Here is a 21964-nt window from a genome sequence, read left to right on the forward strand (position 1 = left end):
ATTTTTCCAAAAAGCCGCTCATTTCGGGCGGCTTTTCTATTTATGACTGCGAAACGGGTTTCGCTTTGCGTAATGGCGGGGAAAAATATTCCCTGCTTGCTTGAAGGGCGGGGCTGTTCCTCATAGTTTCCTCTGCGAAACAGGAAGGACGGATGCCATGTTCCAATCGGTGCTCGACGCAATCGGCAATACGCCATTGATCCATTTGAAGAAGGCTTCCGAACTGACCGGCTGCGCAATTTACGGCAAGGCCGAGTTCCTCAATCCCGGTCAGTCGGTGAAGGACCGGGCAGCGCTCTATATTATTCGCGATGCGGAAAAGCGCGGGCTGTTGAAACCCGGCGGGGTTATTGTCGAAGGCACGGCTGGCAATACCGGCATTGGCCTCACGATGGTTGCAAAAGCGCTCGGCTATCGCACTGTCATCGTCATTCCCGAAACGCAGAGCCAGGAAAAGAAGGACGCCTTGCGCCTGCTTGGCGCCGAACTGATCGAAGTTCCAGCCGCGCCCTATCGCAATCCGAACAATTATGTGCGTCTTTCCGGACGCCTGGCCGAACAACTCGCCAAAAGCGAGCCGAATGGTGCTGTCTGGGCCAATCAGTTCGATAATCCAATCAACCGGCAAGCTCATGTCGAAACCACCGCACAGGAAATCTGGCGCGATACCAATGGCAAGGTTGATGGATTTGTCGCGGCAGTAGGATCGGGCGGAACGCTTGTCGGTACGGCATTCGGTCTGAAGGACCACAATGCCGATATCAAGATCGCACTTGCCGATCCGTATGGAGCTGCACTTCATTCCTTTTACACGACAGGCGAGCTGAAAGCCGAAGGCGACTCGATTACCGAAGGCATCGGGCAGGGGCGTATCACCGCCAATCTCGAAGGCTTCACCCCCGATTTCTCCTATCGTCTTTCCGATGCGGAAGCGCTCGATATCGTATTCGATCTCGTGGAAAATGAGGGGCTTTGCCTTGGCGGTTCATCAGGCATCAATATTGCAGGCGCAATCCGGCTTGCAAAAGATCTCGGTCCGGGCCACACAATTGTGACGGTGCTTTGCGACTATGGTAATCGCTATCAGTCCAAGCTGTTCAATCCTGCTTTCCTGCGCGGCAAGAATCTGCCCGTACCGGGCTGGCTGGAGACGAAAACCGAGATAGACATACCGTTCGAGGGATAATCATGGCATACGAGACCGAAGCGCTTTTCCGCGAAGATTCCTATCTTTCAACGGCGGAGGGCACGGTGCTCGCCATTACCGAAACGGGCGGGATTATTCTCGACCAGACCAATTTTTACGCGACCTCCGGCGGTCAGCCGGGGGATATCGGCTTCTTCGAACGCGCCGACGGCTCTCGCATAGAGATTGCGGCGACCGTTACCGGCGAAAACAAGAACGAAATCATTCATGTGCCGGCAGAGGGGCAGGCTGCACCCGCAATCGGCGAAAAACTGGTGCTGCATGTAGACTGGCCCCGGCGCTACAAGCTGATGCGCATGCATACGGCCTGTCACCTGCTGTCTGTTGTCTGCCCTTTCCCGATTACCGGCGCCGCTGTCGGCGAGGACGAAAGCCGCGTTGATTTCGATCTTCCCGATCCGACCTACACCAAAGAATTCGTGACCGAAAAGCTCATGGAGCGGGTGAACGCCAATGATGCTGTCGCCATTCGCTGGATCAGCGATGAAGAGTTTCTGGCCAATCCGGATATTGTGAAGTCGAAGAATGTACGCCCCCCCGTGGGGCTCGGTCGCATACGCCTCGTTCTTATTGGTGAGAACGGAGTGGTGGATTCGCAACCTTGCGGCGGCACGCACGTTTCCGAGACGCAGGAAGTGGGTGAAATCCACATCGGCAAGATCGAAAAGAAGGGCAAGGAAAACCGCCGTTTCCGCATTCGTTTCGGCGCCTTGCCGGAATCCTGAGCCGTAGGGGAGTGATTGTCATGGCTGATAAAAGCGCTTTCGTCGTTTCGCGTGACTGGTTGAAAGAACGGCTCGGCAAGCCGGGCATCGCGATTGTCGATGCATCCTGGTATCTTCCGGCTGCTGGGCGCAATGGACAGGAAGAATACAACGCAGCGCATATTCCGGGCGCGGTTTTCTTCGATCAGGACAAGATCGCCGACAAGGAATCGGGTCTGCCGCACACGCTGCCATCGGCAGAGCTTTTTGCCCAGCATGTCGGCGCCATGGGGATTACGGCCGACGAGACAGTCGTTGTCTATGACGGGCCGGGCATGTTTTCCGCGCCCCGGGTCTGGTGGATGTTCCGTGTCATGGGCGTGAAGAATGTCTTTGTGCTCGATGGCGGCTTTGATGGCTGGAAGAAGGCCGGATATCCGGTTACCGATGAAGCCACAAAGATTGCATCGACGCTTTTCACGCCATCCTTCAACAAAGCCGCTGTGGTCGATTTCGCCGAAATGCGCGATATCGTAGACGAACGGCGTTCGCAGGTCGCCGATGCTCGTGCTGCCGGACGGTTCACAGGTCGCGATGCCGAACCGCGCGCCGGCATGCGATCCGGCCATATGCCCGGCGCACGCAACGTTCCCGTCGGCACTCTGTCCGAAAATGGCGAACTGAAGGATCTGGACAGCCTGCGCAGGATCTTCGATGAGGCCGGGATCGATCTTTCCAAGCCGGTTGTTACAAGCTGTGGATCGGGCGTAACGGCTGCGGTCATCACGCTGGCCCTCACATCGCTCGGTCATACCGAAAACCGCCTTTACGATGGCTCCTGGAGTGAATGGGGCAGCAGGCAGGACACGCCTGTCGTGACTGGTGAAGCCGAGTAAGCATGTCGGAAAAGCTGGTTGCCCGCATCACCCATCTGGAAATGTCTGCCCGTCAGGCGGTCGCGGTGCCGGTACCTTCCGGTATCCGGCTGGCAATCATGCGTGCGGGCGACATGCCCGTCCACTATTATCGCTATCTCTATGAACGGGTGGGGCGCAAGCATCACTGGATGATGCGCCGCGTTCAGACAGACGCAGAGGTTGCGGCTGCGATCCACGCCAACACCACCGAAATCCACGTTCTCTATGCGGAAGGATGCCCGGCGGGCTTTGTCGAATTGGACCTGTCGGCATTACCCGCCACCGCAGAAATCCTTTATTTCGGTCTCATTGATGATTTTCAGGGACGGGGGCTGGGCAAGTTCTTTCTAAGTGAGGCAATTTCAGCGGCATGGGCGCATGGACCGCAAAAGGTGACGATCCATACCAATACGCTCGACAGCCCGCGCGCATTGCAGCTTTACCAGAAAATGGGTTTCGTCCCGGTTGGTTGGTCCGAAGAGGTCATCGAACCTTGGGAGTAGGGGCTGGCGCTAGAGCGGTTCCTGTTTTAACAGAATCGCCGGAACCGCTCTAACTATTTGTTTTATCGCATTATCCAACGCATCGAAGCGGGATAAGAAATCAGTCCAGTGAACTGATTTCCCCGCGTAGACGTTTCACGCTTTTGCTGGAAATGCTCTAACCGCGTGCCACTTCCCGAACACTCGCGATGGAAACGATGGACGCGCTGGCTAGCCGTCCGCTTTCCTCATCGAAGACCACACAATTGCGCCCGCGCTGCTTTGCCATATAGAGACAACGGTCCGCGCGGCTTAGCACCTGCGAGTTCGTCTCGTTCTTCGGCGCGGACGCAACACCGATACTGATCGTCAACGGATAGACCTGATACTCGGTCGTGTGAAACGGTGTGTTCTCCACTTCCGCGCGTATACGCTGTGCAACGCGCATGCCGGTTTCTCCGCTTGCGCCCGGCAAGAACACGCAAAATTCTTCCCCGCCGATCCGGCCAACCAGATCACCCTTCCGCGTCACGTTCTGAAGCGCGAAAGCGATCAGCTTCAAGGCGCGGTCGCCGACGCCGTGGCCAAACGTATCGTTGATCGCCTTGAAGTGGTCGGCATCGATAACGAGCAGGGTGCCGGTTTCGATACGGGAACGGCTGATCTTCATCGCTTCAAAAAGCGCCTCACGGTTGAGAAGACCGGTCATGTGATCGATCCGCGACCGTGCCTGCAGTTCAACATGGGCCCTCTCGAGCTGAAGATAAGCGTCTTTCAGTTTCCCATGCTGATGGAAAATATAGGCAAGGGAAGGGAAGGCCGTTGCTGCGGGAATGCCCGCGCTGAGGCTAAGCGCAATGATGCCAGGAGTGGCGCCAGCGGAAAAAGCCACTATCGACGTTGCCCCAAGCGAGAACGCAACGACAGACAGCGTTATCAGTGCTGCTTTCACAAGAGCAGTCTTCTTCATTCCCTCGCACTCCCAACCCTGAGTGAGGATGATCAACGACCCCGCCTTAACCCAGAATGAACGGGCTATATTTTGCGGGCCTTATAAAAGGAACGCCGGAGAGGGGAAAGGTATCACCATGCGCGTCCTACAATTTTTTGTTTATGAGTGCCATTAATGACACAATCATAGGTAGCATGATGGTTATATATTACGAAGAAATGTAAATAAGCACAACTATGTTTAAAAGAACGATCCTGACGGGACATAAATCATCAATATCTAATATAAGTATGGAGCGCCTCTCGCAAGGCGTTTTGGAAGATCCCGGAGTAGCGCAAAGCCACAAACTCCGGGATCGTAGCTGCTGAAGGCTTTAAATCAGAAGACCGCCAGATATTTCAGAAGCGAAATGATGCCGATAATGATCACGATAACTTGAGCGATCTGTTTGACCTTGGCATCCAACGGCAGCATGTTGATCAGATAAAGTATGAGGAAGATAACGAGAATTGTTATCAGCAGGCTGATGAGGATGGACATGGGCGGTCTGATCCTTCCCGGAACTTGGGGTTGCATTGCCCACCCGACGACCGTTCCTCCGCGTCGCCCGGTTGAGCCGTTCTAACCGGAAGAAAGAGCAGGGCCCTTGCTGCCGGCACATCGTTTCCAATCCAAAAACAATGTGCCGGTTAACGTTCCAAGAAAAAGAAGGTTCCGCTTTATAAGCAAGAACTTAAAACGCAACGCGCTGTTCAGTTCTGGAGTTTCCAACTCGTCATTTGCGCATGCTGCCCGTTTCGCGGCGGCGTTGATGCCAGCTGAAAGCTTCTTCGATCAGGTGAGGGGTATGTCCGCCACGCGCACAGGCCCTGTCGAAATAATCGTTAAGCTGGCCGCGATAGTCCGGATGCGCGCAGTTGTCTATGATCGCGCGCGCCCTTTCGCGCGGGGCGAGGCCGCGCAGGTCTGCAAGGCCCTGCTCGGTCACAAGAATATCCACGTCATGTTCGGTGTGATCGACATGCGTAACCATCGGTACGACGGACGATATGGCGCCGTTCTTGGCTTCGGATTTGGTCACGAAGATCGAAATGAAGGCGTTGCGGGCGAAGTCGCCTGAACCGCCGATGCCGTTCATCATATGTGTGCCGTCTACGTGCGTGGAGTTCACATTGCCGTAAATGTCGAATTCCAGCGCGGTATTGATGCCGATAATGCCGAGACGACGGATGACTTCCGGGTGATTGCTGATCTCCTGCGGACGCAGAATGAGCTTGTCGCGGTAGCGGTCGATATTGTTGAAAACGCGCTCTCCGCAAGCGGGGCTGAGCGTGATGGACGATCCCGATGCAAAGTCCAGCTTTCCGGCATCGAAGAGATCGAAGGTGCTATCCTGCAACACTTCGCTATACATGCGCAGATTGTGAAACGGGCTGTCGGCAAAACCGTTCAAGACTGCATTGGCAATGGTGCCTATACCCGCCTGAAGCGGATTGAGCGTCAGGTCCAGACGCCCGGCCGCTACTTCCTGCATCAGAAATTCGATGAGATGGCCAGCGATGGCAATGGTTTCACTGTCGGCCGGTTCGACGGTCGATGCGCTGTCATTCTCCTTCGTGATGACGATGCCTGCGATCTTTTCCGGCGGGATTGGAATGTAGGGCAGGCCGACGCGGCTGTCGCAGGCCGTGACCGGTATCGGGTCGCGGGAAGGGCGCTTCGTTGGGATATAGATGTCGTGCAGACCTTCAAGCGCCATGGACTGGTTGAGGTTCACTTCCACGATGACCTTTTCGGCCAGAATGGCAAAGCTCGCGGAATTGCCGATCGATGTCGTGGGAATGATCCCGCCGCTCTCGGTTATGGCAAGCGCTTCAACGACCGCATAATCAATGGGGCCGATCTGGTTCGAGCGCAATTGCTCGACGGTTTCGGAAAGATGCTGGTCGATGAACATCACTTCGCCGCGATTGATGGCGGCCCGCAGGGTTCTGTCGACCTGAAATGGCATGCGCCGCGAAAGCACATGGGCTTCGGTGAGCAGCTTGTCGACATCGTGACCAAGCGATGCGCCGGTAATCAGCGTGATCTTGAAAGGGTCGGTCGCAGCGCGCGCAGCCATGGCCACCGGCACGGCCTTGGCATCACCAGCGCGGGTGAAACCGCTCATGCCGACGACCATGCCGTCTTTAATCAGGCTCGCGGCCTGTTCCGCGGTAATGATCTTGTCCCGAAGCGAAGTGTTGCGAATACGTGCTTCCAACATCTTTAAAACTACCTTCCTCGCCATTCCGGGCTTGAGCCGGAAATGGCGCTCGCTGCGTCCAACGCCGGATACTGCCACCGTTCGATTTGTGGGTCACGGCGCCGCCTGCGTATTAGCGCATATGGACGAGCAGTACACGCATGCTTTGGTCTTAGAAGCCGAAACGGACGGCTGTGAACCCCGCCGTGTCTCCCATGGTCCGCGATTCTAGGGAATGATTGAAATCAACGACGCAGAGCGGGCAGGTGCACGGTCGATCGGTACAAAACGCATGACGCAAAAGGCAGCTCATCTGCAAGTCGCACTTTACGCTGGAACCCACCCTGGCTAACATACGTCGATTGCATAAGATAGATTATGGAACTATCCGATGTGAAGTTCGCGTGAGAACCTGACCTCAAAGCCGATGCCATTATGAAAGCTGCCCTTGCTTTCGAGGACATGTAGCCAGCGTGAAAATCAGCGCCGCCGCGCGATATAGAGATGTCCTGGAACCGGCGCTCCCTGTTCACTGCGAACGACAATATCTTCGCAGCGCACGCAGTCCATATCATGGTTGTCGAGCATCGCACGCACATAGGATTGTGCGTGTGCAAAGCGCTGATAATCACCGACCATGAATGCGCGTCCGGCCAGTCGCGCATCGTCCAATGTCTCGCTTGAAAAGCCGAAATGTCCGCCTGACGACAGATGCGCGGCAACGCCCGCGAAGAATTTTTCGAGTTCGCCCATATATGGCAGGACGTCGGTGGCGACGATCAGGTCCCATTGCGGTTCATCGGTGGTCTCGAGAAAGCGTACGGCTTCGCCGACAAACAGCGCCTGATAATCGCCTTTCTCGTAAGCGACTTCGATCATGTTTTCAGAAATGTCGACGCCCGTCTTATGTCCGGCCATGTCGTCGAGCGCATCGGCGGACAAACCGGTGCCGCAGCCGAGATCAAGCATGCGTTCTGCGAAAAACTCGTCGTCCAGTTCAAGGAGCATTTCGCGCAGCTGCAGCGGAACGTCATAGCCTAGCTGGTCTACAAGGATCGTATCGAACATTTCGGCGTGCTGATCGAAGAGTGTGGACACATAGGCATCCGGCGCCTTTAACGGCACTGCGCCGCGTCCCATGCTCGCAAGCCGCACGGCAGCGCCGCCATGGTCATCAGGATCGATGCGCAGCACATCTTCATATGCCTTGGCAGCGGCATCGAAATCACCAGCCTTTTCCAGAGCGAGAGCCCGGTTATAGGCTTCTGCTAGTGCTTCCTGATCAAAAGCCTGGGCATCGTTCTTTGCCATTGATTTCTGCCTTCTCCACCTTGCACCGCGCACGTGCAAAGACAGCGCAACAATTGCGCACATTTCGTTAGAATATTTGAAGGCCGGAATCCCGTAATCGCAGAGCCGGCCCCTGCCCGTTCTCCTACGCCGATCCAATTGCACTCGCAAGCGCATTATGGAAAGGTTTGTTTCCGTTTTAAATAAAACAGATAAATCTAATATTGTTTATAATTTTCATTGGGAAAAATAATCGATGGAAATATAAAATCGTAATGGTAGCGTCATGATACTTTACGGGCATTTACATCATTGTATTATTTAACTGTAATGAGGCTCAGGTGCGCAGTTCAATTTTGAAATTATTGGTCTTCCTGGCTGCTGTTTCCGCTAGTATCGATCTCGCGCGCGCTGATGCAGAACAGGAACTGGCCAAAAAACTCGCCAACCCCATTTCAAGCCTCATCAGTGTTCCTTTCCAGCAGAATTACGACTGCTGCTTCGGCCCCAAGGATGCTTACCGATATTCACTCAACATTCAGCCCGTCATTCCGTTTTCGCTGGATGAGGACTGGAACCTTATCGTCCGCACAATTGTGCCTGTCGTCTATCAGGAGGCTCCAGCGGCCGGTTTCGACAGTCGTTTTGGTCTGAGCGACACAGAACAGAGTTTCTTTCTTTCGCCGGCGCAATCTCTGAACGGTATAACCTGGGGCGTTGGCCCCGTGTTTCTGTGGCCGACCGCCACCAGCAGCGAGCTTGGCACCGGCAAATGGGGGGCAGGCCCGACAGGTGTCATCCTCAAGCAGCATGGCGGCTGGACCTATGGCGCACTGGCCAACCATATATGGTCCTATGCCGGGCACAGCGACCGTGAGGCTGTCAGCCAGAGCTTTGTCCAGCCGTTTCTCACCTATACTTTTCCCGATACGACAGCGCTGAGCCTTTCATCGGAATCCTCCTATGACTGGACCTCGGAGCAGTGGACCGTGCCAATCAACGCGGGCATATCGAAGGTTTTCAAGTTCGGAGAACAACGGGTCAGCCTCGGTGTTTCTGCGCGGTATTATGCCGAAGCACCGTCGGACGGGCCCAAATGGGGCGCCCGCTTCGTAACGACGTTTCTATTTCCAGAAAAATAGGAGAACGCCCTACTCCGCGGCAGCCGTAACACGTTCGTCGTGATCTTTATGATCGGCCAGTTTTCTGGCGATCACTGCGCAGGCCATGAGCTGTATCTGGTGAAAGAGCATCAGCGGCAAAACGATGCTGCCGACATTCGCTCCGGCGAAAATGGCGCTCGCCATTGGTGCGCCGCTGGCGAGGCTCTTCTTCGAGCCGCAGAACATGATCGTAATGCGGTCCGGCCGGTTGAAGCCCAGCCATTTGCTTCCGTACCAGGTCGCAAGCAGCACGGCGACCAGCAGGACGATATTGACGCCCACCATCATGCCAAGATCGTCCCAGGAAACGGTACGCCAAAGGCCTTCAACCACGGCCTCGCTGAAAGCCAGATAGACCACCATCAGGATTGAACCGCGATCGACGAAACCGAGCGCCTTGCCGTGGCGCCGCATGAAACTCCCGATCCAGGGTTGCAGGATTTGCCCGAGCACGAATGGCGCCAGCAGTTGCAGCAGGATTGATTCAAGCGCGTCGACCGATATTCCGCCACCGCCTTTGACCGCAAACAACAGGCCGACCAGCAACGGTGTGAGAAACATGCCGAAAATGTTTGACGCTGACGCCGACACGATTGCCGCCGAAACGTTGCCGCCCGCAATTGAGGTGAAGGCGATGGATGACTGGACCGTCGAAGGCAGAACGCAAAGAAAGAGGATGCCTGTGTAAAAGGCTGACTGCGACAGTCCAGGAACGGACCAGCCTGCCGCCAGACCGAGGATAGGAAACAGGATGAACGTCGATGAGAGCACCGCCAGATGCAGTCTCCAGTGCGTTATGCCTGCAACGACAGCCTCTCGCGACAGCCGGGCACCATGCAGGAAGAACAGGAGCCCGACAGCAAATTTCGTCGCCAGTGCAAACCACTCCGCAAATTCACCATGTACGGGTAGCACGGACGCAAACAGGATGGTTACGATCAGCATGCTGGTGAATTTGTCAGGCAGGAAACGCATCATATCGTCCAATCTCGCGGCATTTCAAAAGTCTCGGGAGGAGTTGCAATCCCCCGATGTCCGTAAACAGCTCGCAATTTCAAGAGCGGGCCCGAACTATGAACTAATTCGGCCCTGTCCGGTTCATTCGTAGCCGTTGGGGTTCTTCGATTGCCAATGCCACATGTCCTGGCACATCTCGCGCAGGTTCTTCTCCGCTGACCAGCCGAGGAAGTCGCGGGCAAAGGTTGGATCGGCGTAGCATTCCGCCACGTCGCCAGGACGGCGCGGTGCGATCTCATATTTGATCTCGCGGTTGGAAACATGCTCGAAGGCCTTGACCACATCGAGAACGCTATAGCCCTGCCCCGTGCCCAGATTGACCGAGAAGCACTGCGGCTCATCAAGCTTCTTGAGCGCTTTCAGATGCCCTGCCGCCAGATCGACCACATGGATATAGTCGCGAACGCCGGTGCCGTCAGGCGTCGGATAGTCATTGCCCCAGACATTCAGTTTCTCGCGGCGGCCGGTCGCGACCTGCGCGATGATGGGCATCAGATTATTTGGAATGCCCTTCGGGTCTTCACCGATCAGGCCGCTCTCATGCGCGCCAACCGGGTTGAAATAGCGCAGGATGGCGATTTTCCAGCTATTGTCGCCATTATAAATATCGCGAAGCATGTCTTCGATGACGAGCTTGGTGCGACCGTAAGGATTCGTCGCCGTCAGCGGCTGGTCTTCGGTGATCGGTAATTTTTGTGGATCGCCATAGACCGTGGCCGACGAACTAAAAACCAGCGTTTTGACGCCCGTGGCCTCCATGGCTTGCAACAGTCGGAGTGTCCCGACCACGTTGCAATCATAATAGAGCATCGGCTTTTCGCTCGATTCTCCCACAGCCTTCAGACCGGCGAAGTGAATGACGGCGGTGCATTTGTGATGCCGGATCACCTGTTCCAGAAAGGCGCGGTCACGAATATCACCTGCTTCACGGCGCGGCGTGCGCCCGGTAATCTGTTCGATGCGATGCAGGGCTTCCGGGTGGCTGTTATCAAAATTATCGACCACAACGACGTCGTGGCCTGCCTCGATGAGCTGAACGCAGGTGTGCGAACCAATATAGCCGGCACCGCCAGTCACAAGAATTGTCATCGTTTATGTATCCGCTTGTTGAACATACCGCCCCGATGTGCGATCCCCGGCTGACTATGCAAAATCAGTAACAGACTTCAAGCCATCCGGCACGATTCTCTCGAATTGACAGACACGGATTAGCCAAGTTTGATGGAGCGAAGATGAAACCATCCCGCAATATTGATCGCTTGCTGGAAATCATGGCAGCGCTTCGCGACCCGGAAACCGGCTGTCCGTGGGATGTGGAACAGAGTTTCGAATCCATCATGCCCTACACGCTCGAGGAAACTTATGAGGTCCTCGATGCCATAGAGCGCAACGATATGGACGATCTGCGTGAAGAGCTTGGCGACCTGCTGTTGCAGGTGGTGTTTCATTCGCGCATGGCCGAGGAACAGGGCAGCTTTGCATTCGGCGATGTTGTCGAAGCCATCACGCATAAGATGATCAGGCGACATCCGCACGTTTTTGGTGACGCCGAAGCCAGAAGTGCCGGCATGGCCAAGGGGTCGTGGAACCGCATCAAGGCAGAAGAAAAGGCCGAACGGGCCGAGCGGCGCTCCAAACTTGGACTTGAAACGACAGAAAAGAACGGCTTCCTGGATGATATTCCACAAGCCTTCCCCGCCCTGCTGCGCGCCCTGAAACTTCAGCAGAAGGCTGCGAAAGTCGGATTCGACTGGTCTGAAGCGGCACCGATTCTCGACAAGATCGCCGAGGAAACCGCAGAGCTCAAGGAAGCAATGGCGGCACAGGAACGCGGAAATATCGAAGAGGAATATGGCGACCTGCTGTTTGCCATGGTCAATCTTGGCCGCCATCTCGAAATCGACGCAGAAACTGCACTTGTCGCCGCCAATGAAAAGTTCAAGCGGCGGTTCCATTTCATCGAAAAGACACTCGGTGAAGCCGGTAGCGATCTCGACGCTGCTACCCTCGACGAAATGGAAGCAATCTGGGGGGAGGCGAAGAAAAAGGGCCTTTAGAACGGGGTTCTGTCAGGTTGGATCGCCCCCTCAAAGCTTTTGCCTGAAGGCGGGCTCCCACTCTCCGGAATCATGCTCTGATGACGCCTATTTCTCGTCTTCCCATTTTGGCCGGAACATCTGATAGACGCTTTCCGTCGTGGAAAAATCCATATAGCCCAGCCTGCTGACAGGTCTGGTCTTGGCAATATCGATGAGACCATCGGTCAAGACCTGTTCATCGATATGGACGCCGACAACTTCGCCAATCACCATGTAATTGTCGGTCAGCCTGCCCTCTTTATCCTGCAATCGCTTGATTTCCACCGCAACGCATTCAAGCGCGGCGTAGGCTTCCTTGACGCGCGGTGCTGCGATAAGCTTGCTTGCTGCCCTGGTGAGACCCGCATAGTCGAACTCGCTGACGCCGCGCGGGGCGTTGACGGATGACGCATTCATCTGCGTTCTCAAATAATCGCTCACCAGATTTGCGGTGAACTCACCGGTCTGCTCGATGAACGAAACGCTGTCCTTCGCACCGTTCGAGGAAAACATGACCATTGGCGGCGTATCGCAGATCGCGTTGAAGAAGGAATAGGGCGCGAGGTTGACCGCGCCCTCCTTCGATTGCGTCCCTATCCAGCCAATGGGGCGGGGGGCGACGATCGCCTTGAACGGATTATGGGGCAGCGGGTGCCCTTCCCTCGGTTCGTAAAACATAAGCCTGTCCGTTGATTAGCAATGGTTGTTAAAGCCGATTCTAGGCTTGCTCCCACGGGCCGGAATATTCCGATACGATCTTGTCCATATCCGCTCTCGGGCGTTCCGGCATCTTGTTTGCTGCCGATCCGACATGAACGAACCCGGCAACGCATTCATGGGGCGCCAGCCCCAGAAATGCGCGGGCGGGCGCGTCGTCGGCATACCAGTTTGTAATCCAGTTGGTAGCGTATCCAAGCGCATTGGCAGCGGTGCAAAGGTTCATCGCTACAGCTCCGGCGGACAGAAATTGTTCCCATTCCGGAATGCGCTCGTGGGCGACGGGCGATGACACGACGCCAACGACGAGCGGCGCGCGGGAGAAGCGCGTCAGCTCTTTTTCCTTCCGACCTTCCGGAAGCGGGCCTTCAATTTCTTCGGCACGCCGGGCCAGATATTCGCCAACCCTGACACGTGCATCGCCACGATAGAGGATGAAACGCCACGGCGTCAGACGTCCGTGGTCCGGCACGCGCGCGGCGACTTTCAGCAGTGCTGCAAGTTCCTCGCCCTCGGGTGCCGGTTCGGTAATCGCCGAAATCGGGGTGGAACTGCGCTGCGCCAGAAAATCGAATACCGGGTGGGCCACGGATAACCTCATCACTAAAATGCTGCTTATATTGCTCCACTTATTGGAGCTGCCTCTTCTCGCCCGTTGCACCCGAACTGTAAAGTTAAAATTCAAGGATGGAACAATTGCATGAATTTGCAAAAATGCGGGCTCCGAAAGCGATTTGGCCTTGAATTCGCCACCCGCATGGGCTCAAAAATACAGCATGTCGGATTGCTTGAACCTGCTTTATTCAAAGAGAAAAACAGCCCTCGGGGGAGGATCGCTTCTATCAGCGATCATGCTTGCCGTCAGTGCAGTGCCATCGTTGGCTCAGGGCCTCGATCCGCAGACACATATTCCGCAGTTGCAGACCACGACGACCGGCCTGCCCGACTTGCCGCAACCGGCGCTCAATCTCCCGACGCTGAACAATTACGCCTCCCCCTCAAGTCCCGAGAACAATCCGCTTGCCCAGACGCGGGAACTCGATCTCAAGGCGCGACTGAGTGAGGACGGCGGAGACATCCCGGCAGGGCTTGTCTGGCGTGTATTCTCGCCCGATGTCGGAGCTGATGGTCAATTGCCGCTTATCGCGAGCGCACAGGGCGGCGGCGCAGTTTTCAACCTGCCCGAAGGCAGCTATCTCGTGCATGTCGCCTATGGGCGCGCGGGTGCCACAAAGCGGATCACGGTTGGAAATGCGACGCGCCATGAAGTGATGATGCTGGATGCCGGTGGGATGAAGCTTAGCGCTATCCTGCCCGATGGCGGCAAGATCAACAATGATCTCCTGCGTTTCTCGATTTATGCCGACGAGGATAATAGTGACCGTTCGCTGATCGTCCCTGACGTCAAGCCGAACACGATCATCCGCCTCAACAGCGGCACCTATCACGTTGTTTCTAACTATGGCTCGGCGAACGCCATCATCCGTGCGGATATTCGGGTGGAGGCCGGTAAACTGACCGAAGCGACCGTTCAGCATCGTGCTGCGGAAGTGACATTGAAGCTTGTGCGCGAGCGCGGCGGCGAAGCACTCGCCGACACATCCTGGTCTATCCTCAACGCTTCCGGCGATGTGGTGCGCGAAAGCGCCGGCGCCTATTCATCAATGGTTCTCATTGAGGGCGATTATGTTGCGGTCGCCAAGAACAAGGACCGCATTTATCAGCGTGATTTCAAGGTGTCGTCCGGCAAGAACGAGGAAGTTGAAGTCGTCGCCAATGGCGAATCCGAACCTGCTCAGGACAGTATGGATTAGACTCTCCCCGCCTTAAAAATCAAAGGCCGCGCAGTGCGCGGCCTTTTTATTATCAATTGCCATTCTTCAGACGCAGCAGATCGGGCGGCGTTGCCTCTTCAACAAGGCGCGCGATGGCTTCGTCGAGCGTCATCGATTCCTGATCCCGGGAACCGAGACGGCGCATATTGACGGTGTTTTCTTCCGCCTCGCGCTTGCCGCAAACCAGGATCACCGGAACCTTCTGCAACGAGTGCTCACGAACCTTGTAGTTGATCTTCTCGTTGCGCAGATCGGTTGCGACCTGCAATCCGGCGGCCTTCAGCTTGGCGGCAGCCTGTGCGGCATATTCATCGGCGTCCGAGGTGATCGTGGCAACGACAACCTGCACCGGCGCGAACCACAAAGGCATGTGACCGGCGAAGTTCTCGATCAGAATGCCCAAAAAGCGTTCCATCGAACCGCAGATCGCGCGGTGGATCATCACCGGCTGGCGCTTTTCCGAATCCTTATCGATATAGAAAGCGCCAAAGCGTTCCGGCAGGTTGAAATCGACCTGCGTGGTGCCGCACTGCCATTCACGGCCGATGGCATCCTTCAGCGTATATTCGAACTTCGGCCCGTAGAACGCGCCCTCGCCTGGCAGGACGCCGGTCTTGATGTTGTTGGACTGCTGCTGGATCTGATCCAGCACCGACATCATCACGCTTTCTGCACGATCCCATAGTTCATCCGACCCCACGCGCTTTTCAGGACGGGTGGACAGCTTGATGGTGATCTCCTCGAAGCCGAAATCCTTGTAGACCGACAAGATGAGATCGTTGATGCGCAGGCACTCCGCTGCCATCTGCTCTTCGGTGCAGAAGATATGCGCATCGTCCTGCGTAAAGCCGCGCACACGCATCAGCCCATGCAATGCGCCGGACGGTTCGTAGCGATGCACATTGCCGAATTCAGCAAGCTTGATCGGCAGATCGCGATAGGATTTCAGGCCGTGCTTGAATATCTGCACATGGCCGGGGCAGTTCATCGGTTTCAACGCGAACACGCGATCATCGTCGGTTTCATCCCCGGCGACGGTCACCTTGAACATGTTGTCGCGATACCAGCCCCAGTGACCGGAGGTTTCCCACAGCGACTTGTCCAGCACCTGCGGCGCGTTCACTTCCTGATAGCCGTGGCTGTCGAGGCGGCGGCGCATATAGCTCACCAGGTTCTGGAACATCTTCCAGCCCTTGGCGTGCCAGAACACGACGCCCGGCCCTTCTTCCTGGAAATGGAACAGGTCCATTTCACGGCCAAGGCGGCGGTGATCGCGCTTTTCGGCTTCTTCAAGCATATGGAGATAGGCCTGAAGATCGTTATCGTTCGCAAAGGCAGTGCCATAGATGCGGGTCAGCATCGGATTGTTGGCATCGCCGCGCCAATAGGCGCCGGCAACCTTCATCAGCTTGAAGGAATTGCCGATCTGGCCTGTGGAGGCCATGTGCGGACCGCGGCAGAGGTCGAACCAGTCGCCCTGATAATAGATCTTGAGATCCTGCCCGGCTGGAATGGCATCAACCAGTTCCACCTTGTAGTTTTCGCCCTTGTCGGCAAAAACCTGCTTGGCCTTTTCGCGCGACCAGATTTCCTTGGTGAACGGCTTGTTGCGCTGGATGATCTCGCGCATTTTCTTTTCGATCACGGGAAGATCGTCGGGCGTGAACGGTTCATTGCGCGCGAAGTCGTAATAGAAACCGTTTTCGATGACGGGGCCGATGGTAACCTGTGTGCCCGGAAAGAGCTCCTGCACGGCTTCTGCCAGAACGTGCGCCGTGTCGTGGCGGATCAGTTCGAGCGCGCGCGGGTCTTCGCGGGTCAGAATCTCGACCTTGCCGGAAGCGCCGAGGGGATCGGAAAGATCGCGCACAGTGCCATCGACGGCGTAGGCAACAGCTTTTTTGGCAAGTGATTTGGAAATCGATTCCGCGAGACCGGCGCCGGTCATCGACGCATCGTATTCACGCACAGAGCCATCGGGAAATTGCATGGAAACGGTATTCGACATTCTAGTCATCCTTATCCAGTCCCGCCAACGATTGCGGGTGGGGTTCATGCGTATGAAATGAAGGTTGGGTTCTAGTCTTTTTCGCCCGGTCAGTAAAGCGCGACACGCTGACAGCGTCAGGTCGCGCTTATCGACGTTGAAAAGAATAAATCAGTTCCGGATCGGCAGGCAATCAATCTTCTGCTGCTTCAGTTGAGCGCATGCCTTTTCGGCGGAGGCCGAATCCTTGAAGCCGGAGAAACGCGCGCGATAAACCTTGCGACGCTTTTCGGCCGGAGAAATTTCAGCCTTCAGCCCCGGCGCGACCTTGTCGACCGCAGGTCGATACCTGGCCAGCAGTTGCTTTGCGCCGTCAAGCGTCGGCGGAGCGCCAAGCTGGATCGTCCAGGCCGATGCGCCAGCGGCAGAGGCGATCAGGAACCCGCCATCGCCCTGCTCGATGCGCGAATCGTCGATCAGCCCGGCGACTGCGTCGGCTTTCGGCTGGGCTGCGGCTGTTTGCTTCGCGACAGGCTGCGGCTTGGCCATTGCGACGAGCTGCCCCTTGGTATCGGCGTCTTCGGTGCTGAATCGTGTCAGAAGCTTCGCCATCTGGTCGTCGCGCTGCCGCGCCGATCCGGCGCCAAGAACAACGCCGACAAGATGCTTGTCATTGATGATAGCCGAAGAAACGAGATTATAGCCGGACACGTCCGTATAGCCGGTCTTGATGCCGTCCACGCCCTGATAGCGGTACATCAGGGTGTTGTGACCGTTCAGGACGCGGTTGCGGAACGTGAAGGAGCGCGTGGAAAAAAGCGCATATTGTTCCGGAAAGTCGCGACGCAGGCTCATGCCGAGAATTGCCATGTCGCGGGCGGTGGTAAGCTGTGTGGCCTTGGCAGTCAGACCCGAAGGATTGACGAAGAAAGTGCTCTTCATGCCGATCTGGCGCGCCCGTTGCGTCATCAGGCGACCGAAAGCGGCTTCCGATCCCGCCATATACTCGCCCATTACGGTTGCCGCATCATTGGCCGATATGACGATCATGCCATAGATGGCGTCGTGCACGGTGATGGTTTCGCCCGGCTTCAGCCAAAGCTTCATGCGGACCTTGGATGCGGCGTTCTTCGAAATGGGCATTGCATCGTCCCAATGCAGCCTACCGGTCTTGAGCGCCTCAAAAGCGAGATAAAGCGTCATCATTTTCGCCAGCGAAGCAGGCGCATGCTGAATATTGGCGTCGTCCTGACCGAGAATCCGCCCGCTATCGGCATCGAAAACCACCCAGGAGGTGCTCGCCATGGACGCGGATGTACAAAGCACACCTGCACCAAGCGCAAAGGATGCAATGAGACGCGAAAGGCGGGACGATGATTTCAGCATAACAGCTCGCAGGAATATGAACGCCGAGGGGGACATGCAGGCAAATTGCGGCCCGAAAAAGACCACAGCACTGCCTTAAATTCCAATTCTCAATGAAACGTTGATATCCTTAATGAATTATAATCAGCTAACAAAAAACTGTCAGAAATCCCCACGCGGAGATGAGCACCGCCAGTAGCGCCAGGGCAGATACCATTTCAATTCATTGGGGAGCGTTCGGGGTACGGGATCGAATCCGTGTGTGCCGAACGGCCCGCAGCGCATGACGCGAAACAGCCCCATCCACCCGCCGCTCCACAGTCCGTGACGTGCGATGGCTTCGTAGGCATATTCGGAACAGGTCGGCAGATGCCGGCAGGAATTGCCGATGAGGGACGATAATGTCACCTGATAGAAACGTACGAATGCCGTGCCGATCAGCCTTCCCGGCGTCTTGCGCCAGGGATCGGTAAAGTTCCGGCTATAGCGTTTTCGCGGCCCCTCGCCCGCATGATCCTTGCCGGAGGAACACATCAGGCAGCTTTGGCCTTCTCCTCTATCTGCCGGATGCAATCGACAACCGCATCGAAGGTCAGCAGCGTGGAGGCATGGCGCGCCTTGTATTCGCGCACCGGCTCGAAATATTTCAGATCGGCAAAGCGTCCTTCCGGTGCCGGGCCGTCTTCCTTGAGCATCTTGTACATTTCATCGCGAACGGCTTTCAGTTCCTCCGCGGAAGCGCCGATGATATTGCGCGCCATGACGGAGGAAGAAGCCTGTCCAAGCGCGCAGGCCTTCACCTCATGCGCGAAATCCGTCACGACGCCATCGGCCATTTTCATATAGACGGTAACGGTCGAGCCGCACAGCTTGGAATGCACCTTGGCAACCGCGTCCGGTTCGGGAAGACGCCCAAGGCGCTCCATGTTTCCGGCGAATTCCAGGATGCGTTTGTTGTAAATATCATCGATCATCGAGGCGACCTTCCGCCGTGCCGGAGAAAAACATAAATTTGTCGCCCGGCTGCGGTTTGAAGTTGCAATTTATTGTCTATATAATAGGCAAGTAGCGTCTGCGCCATGGGTAACAATAGCACAGACCCCGGGGGCAGTCGCACGAAAACCTGTCCGGTGACCGTAAGCGCCGGATCAATACATCGCCCGCTCGCAAAGCGTATCGTTGTATTGTCCGTTTAACTCGTCTCCTCCTTGAAGGAGACTACTGGAGAATACTGATGGACGCTCGCATCCTCAAAGAAGATGACGAATCCGGCCTGCCGAACAAGCAGGCAGATGTAACTCTTTTGCATGGCAAGCCGACGCAGGCCGATGCGGAAGCGGCGGTACGCACGCTTTTGCTTTGGGCTGGAGACGACCCGGAACGCGAAGGCCTTCTGGAAACGCCGAAGCGTGTGGCCAAGGCTTATAAGGAACTGTTCGCAGGCTATACGGAAAGCCCGGAAGAAGTCCTCGGTACGGTTTTCGAGGAAGTCGGCGGCTATAACGATCTCGTTCTCGTAAAGGACATTTCGTTCCATTCGCATTGCGAGCACCATATGGTGCCGATCATCGGCAAGGCGCATGTCGCCTATCTGCCCGATCACAAGGTGGTTGGCCTTTCCAAGATTGCCCGCGTCGTGGATATTTTCGCGCGCCGCCTGCAGACGCAGGAAAGCATCACTGCGCAGATCGCCGACAGTATCCAGCGCATTCTGAAGCCTCGCGGCGTTGCCGTGATGATCGAGGCGGAGCATATGTGCATGGCCATGCGCGGCATACGCAAGCAGGGTTCGACGACCATCACCACCACTTTTACCGGCGAAATGCAGGTAAATGCGGAGGAGCAGGTTCGCTTCATGACCCTGACCCGCAGATAAGCGGCTGAAATGAGCTTCTTTCCTGCACAGCCTTCCGACAAGAAGGCCATAGAAGAAGGCGCGGCATTCATGCCGCGCTTCGATGCATCGGGCCTCATCACTGCTGTCGTTACCGATGCGCGTGACGGCGAATTGCTGATGGTCGCCCATATGAATGAGGAAGCGCTGCGGCTCACCCTCGAAACGGGAATTGCGCATTACTGGTCACGCTCGCGTTCCACGCTCTGGAAGAAGGGCGAGACGTCGGGCAATCTGCAAAGCGTGGTCGAGTTGCGCACCGATTGCGATCAGGACGCGCTCTGGCTGAAAGTACGCGTGGCTGGCGATGGACCAACCTGCCACACAGGACGCCGCTCCTGCTTCTATCGGCAGGTTATTGCCGAGAACGGCGATATTTCCCTGGCCGTTGAAGGCTCCTGCGATCACGGGCACTAACCCCGGTCAAAAGGATGTGATGGCGCGAATATGAGTCGCGCCATCAATTCGCAGCATTTATTCTTTGGATACTATGTTTCACTAACGTGAAGCTGTTCCCGCCAAACGGAACTGTCGGAATCGTTTTAGCTATTTGCCTGTGCATTTCCTGACGCAAACCGTTTGCCCTTTTACCGGGCTCTTTTGCCGGAAGTGCTTCGGGTGGAAACGAAGAGGTGTCCATCGTGATGCTTGCATGGGGGCAGAAGCGGAAGGCTGCGAATAACGACCTTGCTCTGCCAGCAGAAGAACCCGCTGAAAAGCCTGAAATCAAGCGAGACCCGCGCCGGATAGCCCTGGCGCTGGGCGGTGGCGCTGCACGCGGCTGGGCCCATATCGGCGTGCTGCGCGCGCTGGACGAAGCCAATATCGATATCGAGATGATCGCCGGCACGTCGATCGGCGCGCTTGTTGGCGGCTGTTATCTGGCCGGAAAGCTGGACGAACTGGAAGAGTTCGCCCGCAGTCTTACCCGGCGGCGCATGTTCAATCTTCTCGACATTACATTTCGCGGCAGCGGGTTGTTCGGCGGCATGAAACTGGACGGTCGCCTGCGTGAGCATCTGGATGGGCTGCGCATCGAGGAACTGGATCGTCCCTTTGTTGCGATCTGCACCGAGTTGCGCACCGGGCACGAAATCTGGCTGTCCTCCGGCCCTCTGGTGGAAGCGATGCGCGCCTCCTACGCCCTGCCCGGCGTTTTCGAGCCTGTGCGCTGGCAGGAACGTGTGCTGGTCGACGGCGCGCTGGTCAATCCCGTGCCGGTATCCGTATGCAGGGCTTATGAGCAGCGCCTCGTTCTGGCGGTCAATCTCCACTACGACCAGTATGGTCGCGCGGCGGTCATCAAACACGCGCAAACCCGGCAGGACAGTCTTGCCGACGCAATCCATGGCGAGAAGGAAGCGCGTCTCGGCATTACCGGCGTGATGATGGAAGCCTTCAACATCATTCAGGATCGCATATCGCGCGCCCGCATGGCTGGCGACCCGCCGGACGTCACGCTGATGCCGATCGTGGGACAGATCGGGCTTGCCGATTTCCATCGCGCATCCGAAGCCATTGACGCCGGATATACAGAAACGCTGAAGCGCCTTGAGGATATCAAGCGCCTGCAGGGCATCGCGGGCTGATTTTCGACAGCCGAAACGAATCCGGGGGAATCGATTTCACCGGATTCGCTTCCCGTTGCTCCCTTCAGCTTGGTCGCTGACCGCCGCGCATCCGCTTGATGACGTTTTTCAGAAATTTTTCTGATTTGTGGAAGTCTTTGAAAAAGCCCGGAAATTCTGGGTTTCTTTCCCTTCTGTCGTGATTGAGCACAAGCTTTTTCACATTCTTTTTCAAAAAGATTGCCGGAAGATGCAGATGGGGCTTGTGCACCCCAAAGTGATTTGCTAAATGCCCACTCGCCGACGGAGTTCGGCTCCTACCACGGGCGGTCGTGGCGGAATTGGTAGACGCGCAGCGTTGAGGTCGCTGTGGGGCAACCCGTGGAAGTTCGAGTCTTCTCGACCGCACCATCTTCTCTCAAGAACAATTTCAAATACTTTCCCCGCAAGGGGTTAAAGCCGTTTCTTGATTAGAAACTTTCACTTCTCTTCAATGCATTGCAAACGAAAACGCGCCCTTCCAGGAAGAGCGCGCCGATAGAG

The 21964-nt window shown here is 56.2% G+C and carries 22 protein-coding genes and 1 tRNA gene; 11 read left to right on the forward strand and 12 right to left on the reverse strand.

Going from position 1 to position 21964, the window contains the following annotated elements:
* The first annotated feature begins 157 nt into the window (after positions 1–157).
* Genes JNC63_RS04045 through JNC63_RS04060 form a run of 4 tightly spaced genes read left to right on the forward strand, consistent with a single transcriptional unit; the run spans position 158 to position 3331 of the window.
* The gene (locus tag JNC63_RS04045) at positions 158–1186 is read left to right on the forward strand and encodes a cysteine synthase A (RefSeq protein WP_063882328.1); all 1029 of its coding nucleotides are present in this window, start codon (positions 158–160) and stop codon (positions 1184–1186) included.
* A 2-nt stretch (positions 1187–1188) separates the two neighbouring features.
* Positions 1189–1932, forward strand: coding sequence for an alanyl-tRNA editing protein (locus tag JNC63_RS04050; protein WP_063882330.1), 744 nt, complete (start codon positions 1189–1191; stop codon positions 1930–1932).
* Positions 1933–1952: 20 nt separating this feature from the next.
* On the forward strand, positions 1953–2807 hold the full coding sequence (gene sseA / locus JNC63_RS04055; protein ID WP_063882331.1) for a 3-mercaptopyruvate sulfurtransferase: 855 nt from the start codon (positions 1953–1955) through the stop codon (positions 2805–2807).
* A 2-nt stretch (positions 2808–2809) separates the two neighbouring features.
* Complete coding sequence (locus JNC63_RS04060; RefSeq protein ID WP_063882333.1) at positions 2810–3331, forward strand: GNAT family N-acetyltransferase; 522 nt, start codon at positions 2810–2812, stop codon at positions 3329–3331.
* Between the two features lie 157 nt (positions 3332–3488).
* On the opposite strand, the gene JNC63_RS04065 is transcribed toward JNC63_RS04060, so the two are convergent.
* The 4 genes from JNC63_RS04065 to JNC63_RS04080 form a co-directional block, all read right to left on the reverse strand.
* Entirely contained in the window at positions 3489–4280 is a 792-nt protein-coding gene (locus tag JNC63_RS04065) for a GGDEF domain-containing protein (protein WP_006470470.1), read from the reverse strand.
* 360 nt (positions 4281–4640) lie between these two features.
* Positions 4641–4802, reverse strand: coding sequence for a Thivi_2564 family membrane protein (locus tag JNC63_RS04070; RefSeq protein WP_006470469.1), 162 nt, complete (start codon positions 4800–4802; stop codon positions 4641–4643).
* Between the two features lie 235 nt (positions 4803–5037).
* Complete coding sequence (gene scpC, locus JNC63_RS04075) at positions 5038–6528, reverse strand: succinyl-CoA:acetate CoA-transferase ScpC (RefSeq protein ID WP_063882335.1); 1491 nt, start codon at positions 6526–6528, stop codon at positions 5038–5040.
* Positions 6529–6987: 459 nt separating this feature from the next.
* The gene (locus tag JNC63_RS04080) at positions 6988–7818 is read right to left on the reverse strand and encodes a class I SAM-dependent methyltransferase (RefSeq protein ID WP_063882337.1); all 831 of its coding nucleotides are present in this window, start codon (positions 7816–7818) and stop codon (positions 6988–6990) included.
* Between the two features lie 320 nt (positions 7819–8138).
* Between JNC63_RS04080 and JNC63_RS04085 the strand changes: the two genes are divergently transcribed.
* On the forward strand, positions 8139–8939 hold the full coding sequence (locus JNC63_RS04085; protein WP_063882338.1) for a hypothetical protein: 801 nt from the start codon (positions 8139–8141) through the stop codon (positions 8937–8939).
* A 9-nt stretch (positions 8940–8948) separates the two neighbouring features.
* Here the strand turns inward: JNC63_RS04085 and JNC63_RS04090 are convergent, their stop codons facing one another.
* Positions 8949–9935, reverse strand: a complete 987-nt coding sequence (locus tag JNC63_RS04090) for a bile acid:sodium symporter family protein (RefSeq protein WP_063882422.1) — start codon at positions 9933–9935, stop codon at positions 8949–8951.
* Between the two features lie 123 nt (positions 9936–10058).
* Positions 10059–11066, reverse strand: a complete 1008-nt coding sequence (gene galE / locus JNC63_RS04095) for a UDP-glucose 4-epimerase GalE (RefSeq protein ID WP_021585139.1) — start codon at positions 11064–11066, stop codon at positions 10059–10061.
* Positions 11067–11209: 143 nt separating this feature from the next.
* Here galE and mazG point away from each other — a divergent pair, with 143 nt between their 5' ends.
* Positions 11210–12034, forward strand: a complete 825-nt coding sequence (gene mazG, locus JNC63_RS04100) for a nucleoside triphosphate pyrophosphohydrolase (protein WP_063882340.1) — start codon at positions 11210–11212, stop codon at positions 12032–12034.
* Positions 12035–12121: 87 nt separating this feature from the next.
* On the opposite strand, the gene JNC63_RS04105 is transcribed toward mazG, so the two are convergent.
* Both JNC63_RS04105 and JNC63_RS04110 read right to left on the reverse strand, forming a co-directional pair.
* Positions 12122–12733: a flavin reductase family protein gene (locus JNC63_RS04105; protein WP_063882342.1), complete on the reverse strand. Its 612-nt coding sequence runs from the start codon at positions 12731–12733 to the stop codon at positions 12122–12124.
* Positions 12734–12773: 40 nt separating this feature from the next.
* Positions 12774–13361, reverse strand: coding sequence for a nitroreductase family protein (locus JNC63_RS04110; RefSeq protein ID WP_063882343.1), 588 nt, complete (start codon positions 13359–13361; stop codon positions 12774–12776).
* A gap of 262 nt (positions 13362–13623) precedes the next feature.
* Here JNC63_RS04110 and JNC63_RS04115 point away from each other — a divergent pair, with 262 nt between their 5' ends.
* Positions 13624–14586: an RgsD C-terminal domain-containing protein gene (locus JNC63_RS04115; protein WP_006470463.1), complete on the forward strand. Its 963-nt coding sequence runs from the start codon at positions 13624–13626 to the stop codon at positions 14584–14586.
* Between the two features lie 52 nt (positions 14587–14638).
* On the opposite strand, the gene thrS is transcribed toward JNC63_RS04115, so the two are convergent.
* From thrS to JNC63_RS04135, 4 genes are all read right to left on the reverse strand, one after another.
* A complete protein-coding gene (gene thrS / locus JNC63_RS04120) occupies positions 14639–16615 on the reverse strand; it encodes a threonine--tRNA ligase (RefSeq protein ID WP_006470462.1) in 1977 nt (658 codons plus the stop codon).
* Positions 16616–16765: 150 nt separating this feature from the next.
* On the reverse strand, positions 16766–17980 hold the full coding sequence (locus tag JNC63_RS04125; RefSeq protein ID WP_025089534.1) for a D-alanyl-D-alanine carboxypeptidase: 1215 nt from the start codon (positions 17978–17980) through the stop codon (positions 16766–16768).
* A 141-nt stretch (positions 17981–18121) separates the two neighbouring features.
* Positions 18122–18493, reverse strand: a complete 372-nt coding sequence (yidD, locus tag JNC63_RS04130; protein ID WP_063882348.1) for a membrane protein insertion efficiency factor YidD — start codon at positions 18491–18493, stop codon at positions 18122–18124.
* Positions 18493–18933, reverse strand: coding sequence for an iron-sulfur cluster assembly scaffold protein (locus JNC63_RS04135; RefSeq protein ID WP_025089536.1), 441 nt, complete (start codon positions 18931–18933; stop codon positions 18493–18495). The genes yidD and JNC63_RS04135 overlap by 1 nt, the downstream gene beginning before the upstream one ends.
* 260 nt (positions 18934–19193) lie before the next feature.
* On the opposite strand from JNC63_RS04135, the gene folE reads away from it, so the two are divergent.
* The 4 genes from folE to JNC63_RS04155 all read left to right on the forward strand — a co-directional run bounded on the left by folE (position 19194) and on the right by JNC63_RS04155 (position 21832).
* The gene (gene folE, locus JNC63_RS04140) at positions 19194–19835 is read left to right on the forward strand and encodes a GTP cyclohydrolase I FolE (RefSeq protein ID WP_006466810.1); all 642 of its coding nucleotides are present in this window, start codon (positions 19194–19196) and stop codon (positions 19833–19835) included.
* A gap of 9 nt (positions 19836–19844) precedes the next feature.
* Complete coding sequence (hisI, locus tag JNC63_RS04145; RefSeq protein WP_063882350.1) at positions 19845–20270, forward strand: phosphoribosyl-AMP cyclohydrolase; 426 nt, start codon at positions 19845–19847, stop codon at positions 20268–20270.
* 224 nt (positions 20271–20494) lie between these two features.
* The gene (locus JNC63_RS04150; RefSeq protein WP_063882424.1) at positions 20495–21442 is read left to right on the forward strand and encodes a patatin family protein; all 948 of its coding nucleotides are present in this window, start codon (positions 20495–20497) and stop codon (positions 21440–21442) included.
* 305 nt (positions 21443–21747) lie between these two features.
* Positions 21748–21832, forward strand: a tRNA-Leu gene (locus JNC63_RS04155).
* The last annotated feature ends 132 nt before the right edge of the window (positions 21833–21964 follow it).

It is taken from the genome of Brucella ciceri (assembly GCF_041930145.1).
Lineage (GTDB): Bacteria > Pseudomonadota > Alphaproteobacteria > Rhizobiales > Rhizobiaceae > Brucella > Brucella intermedia.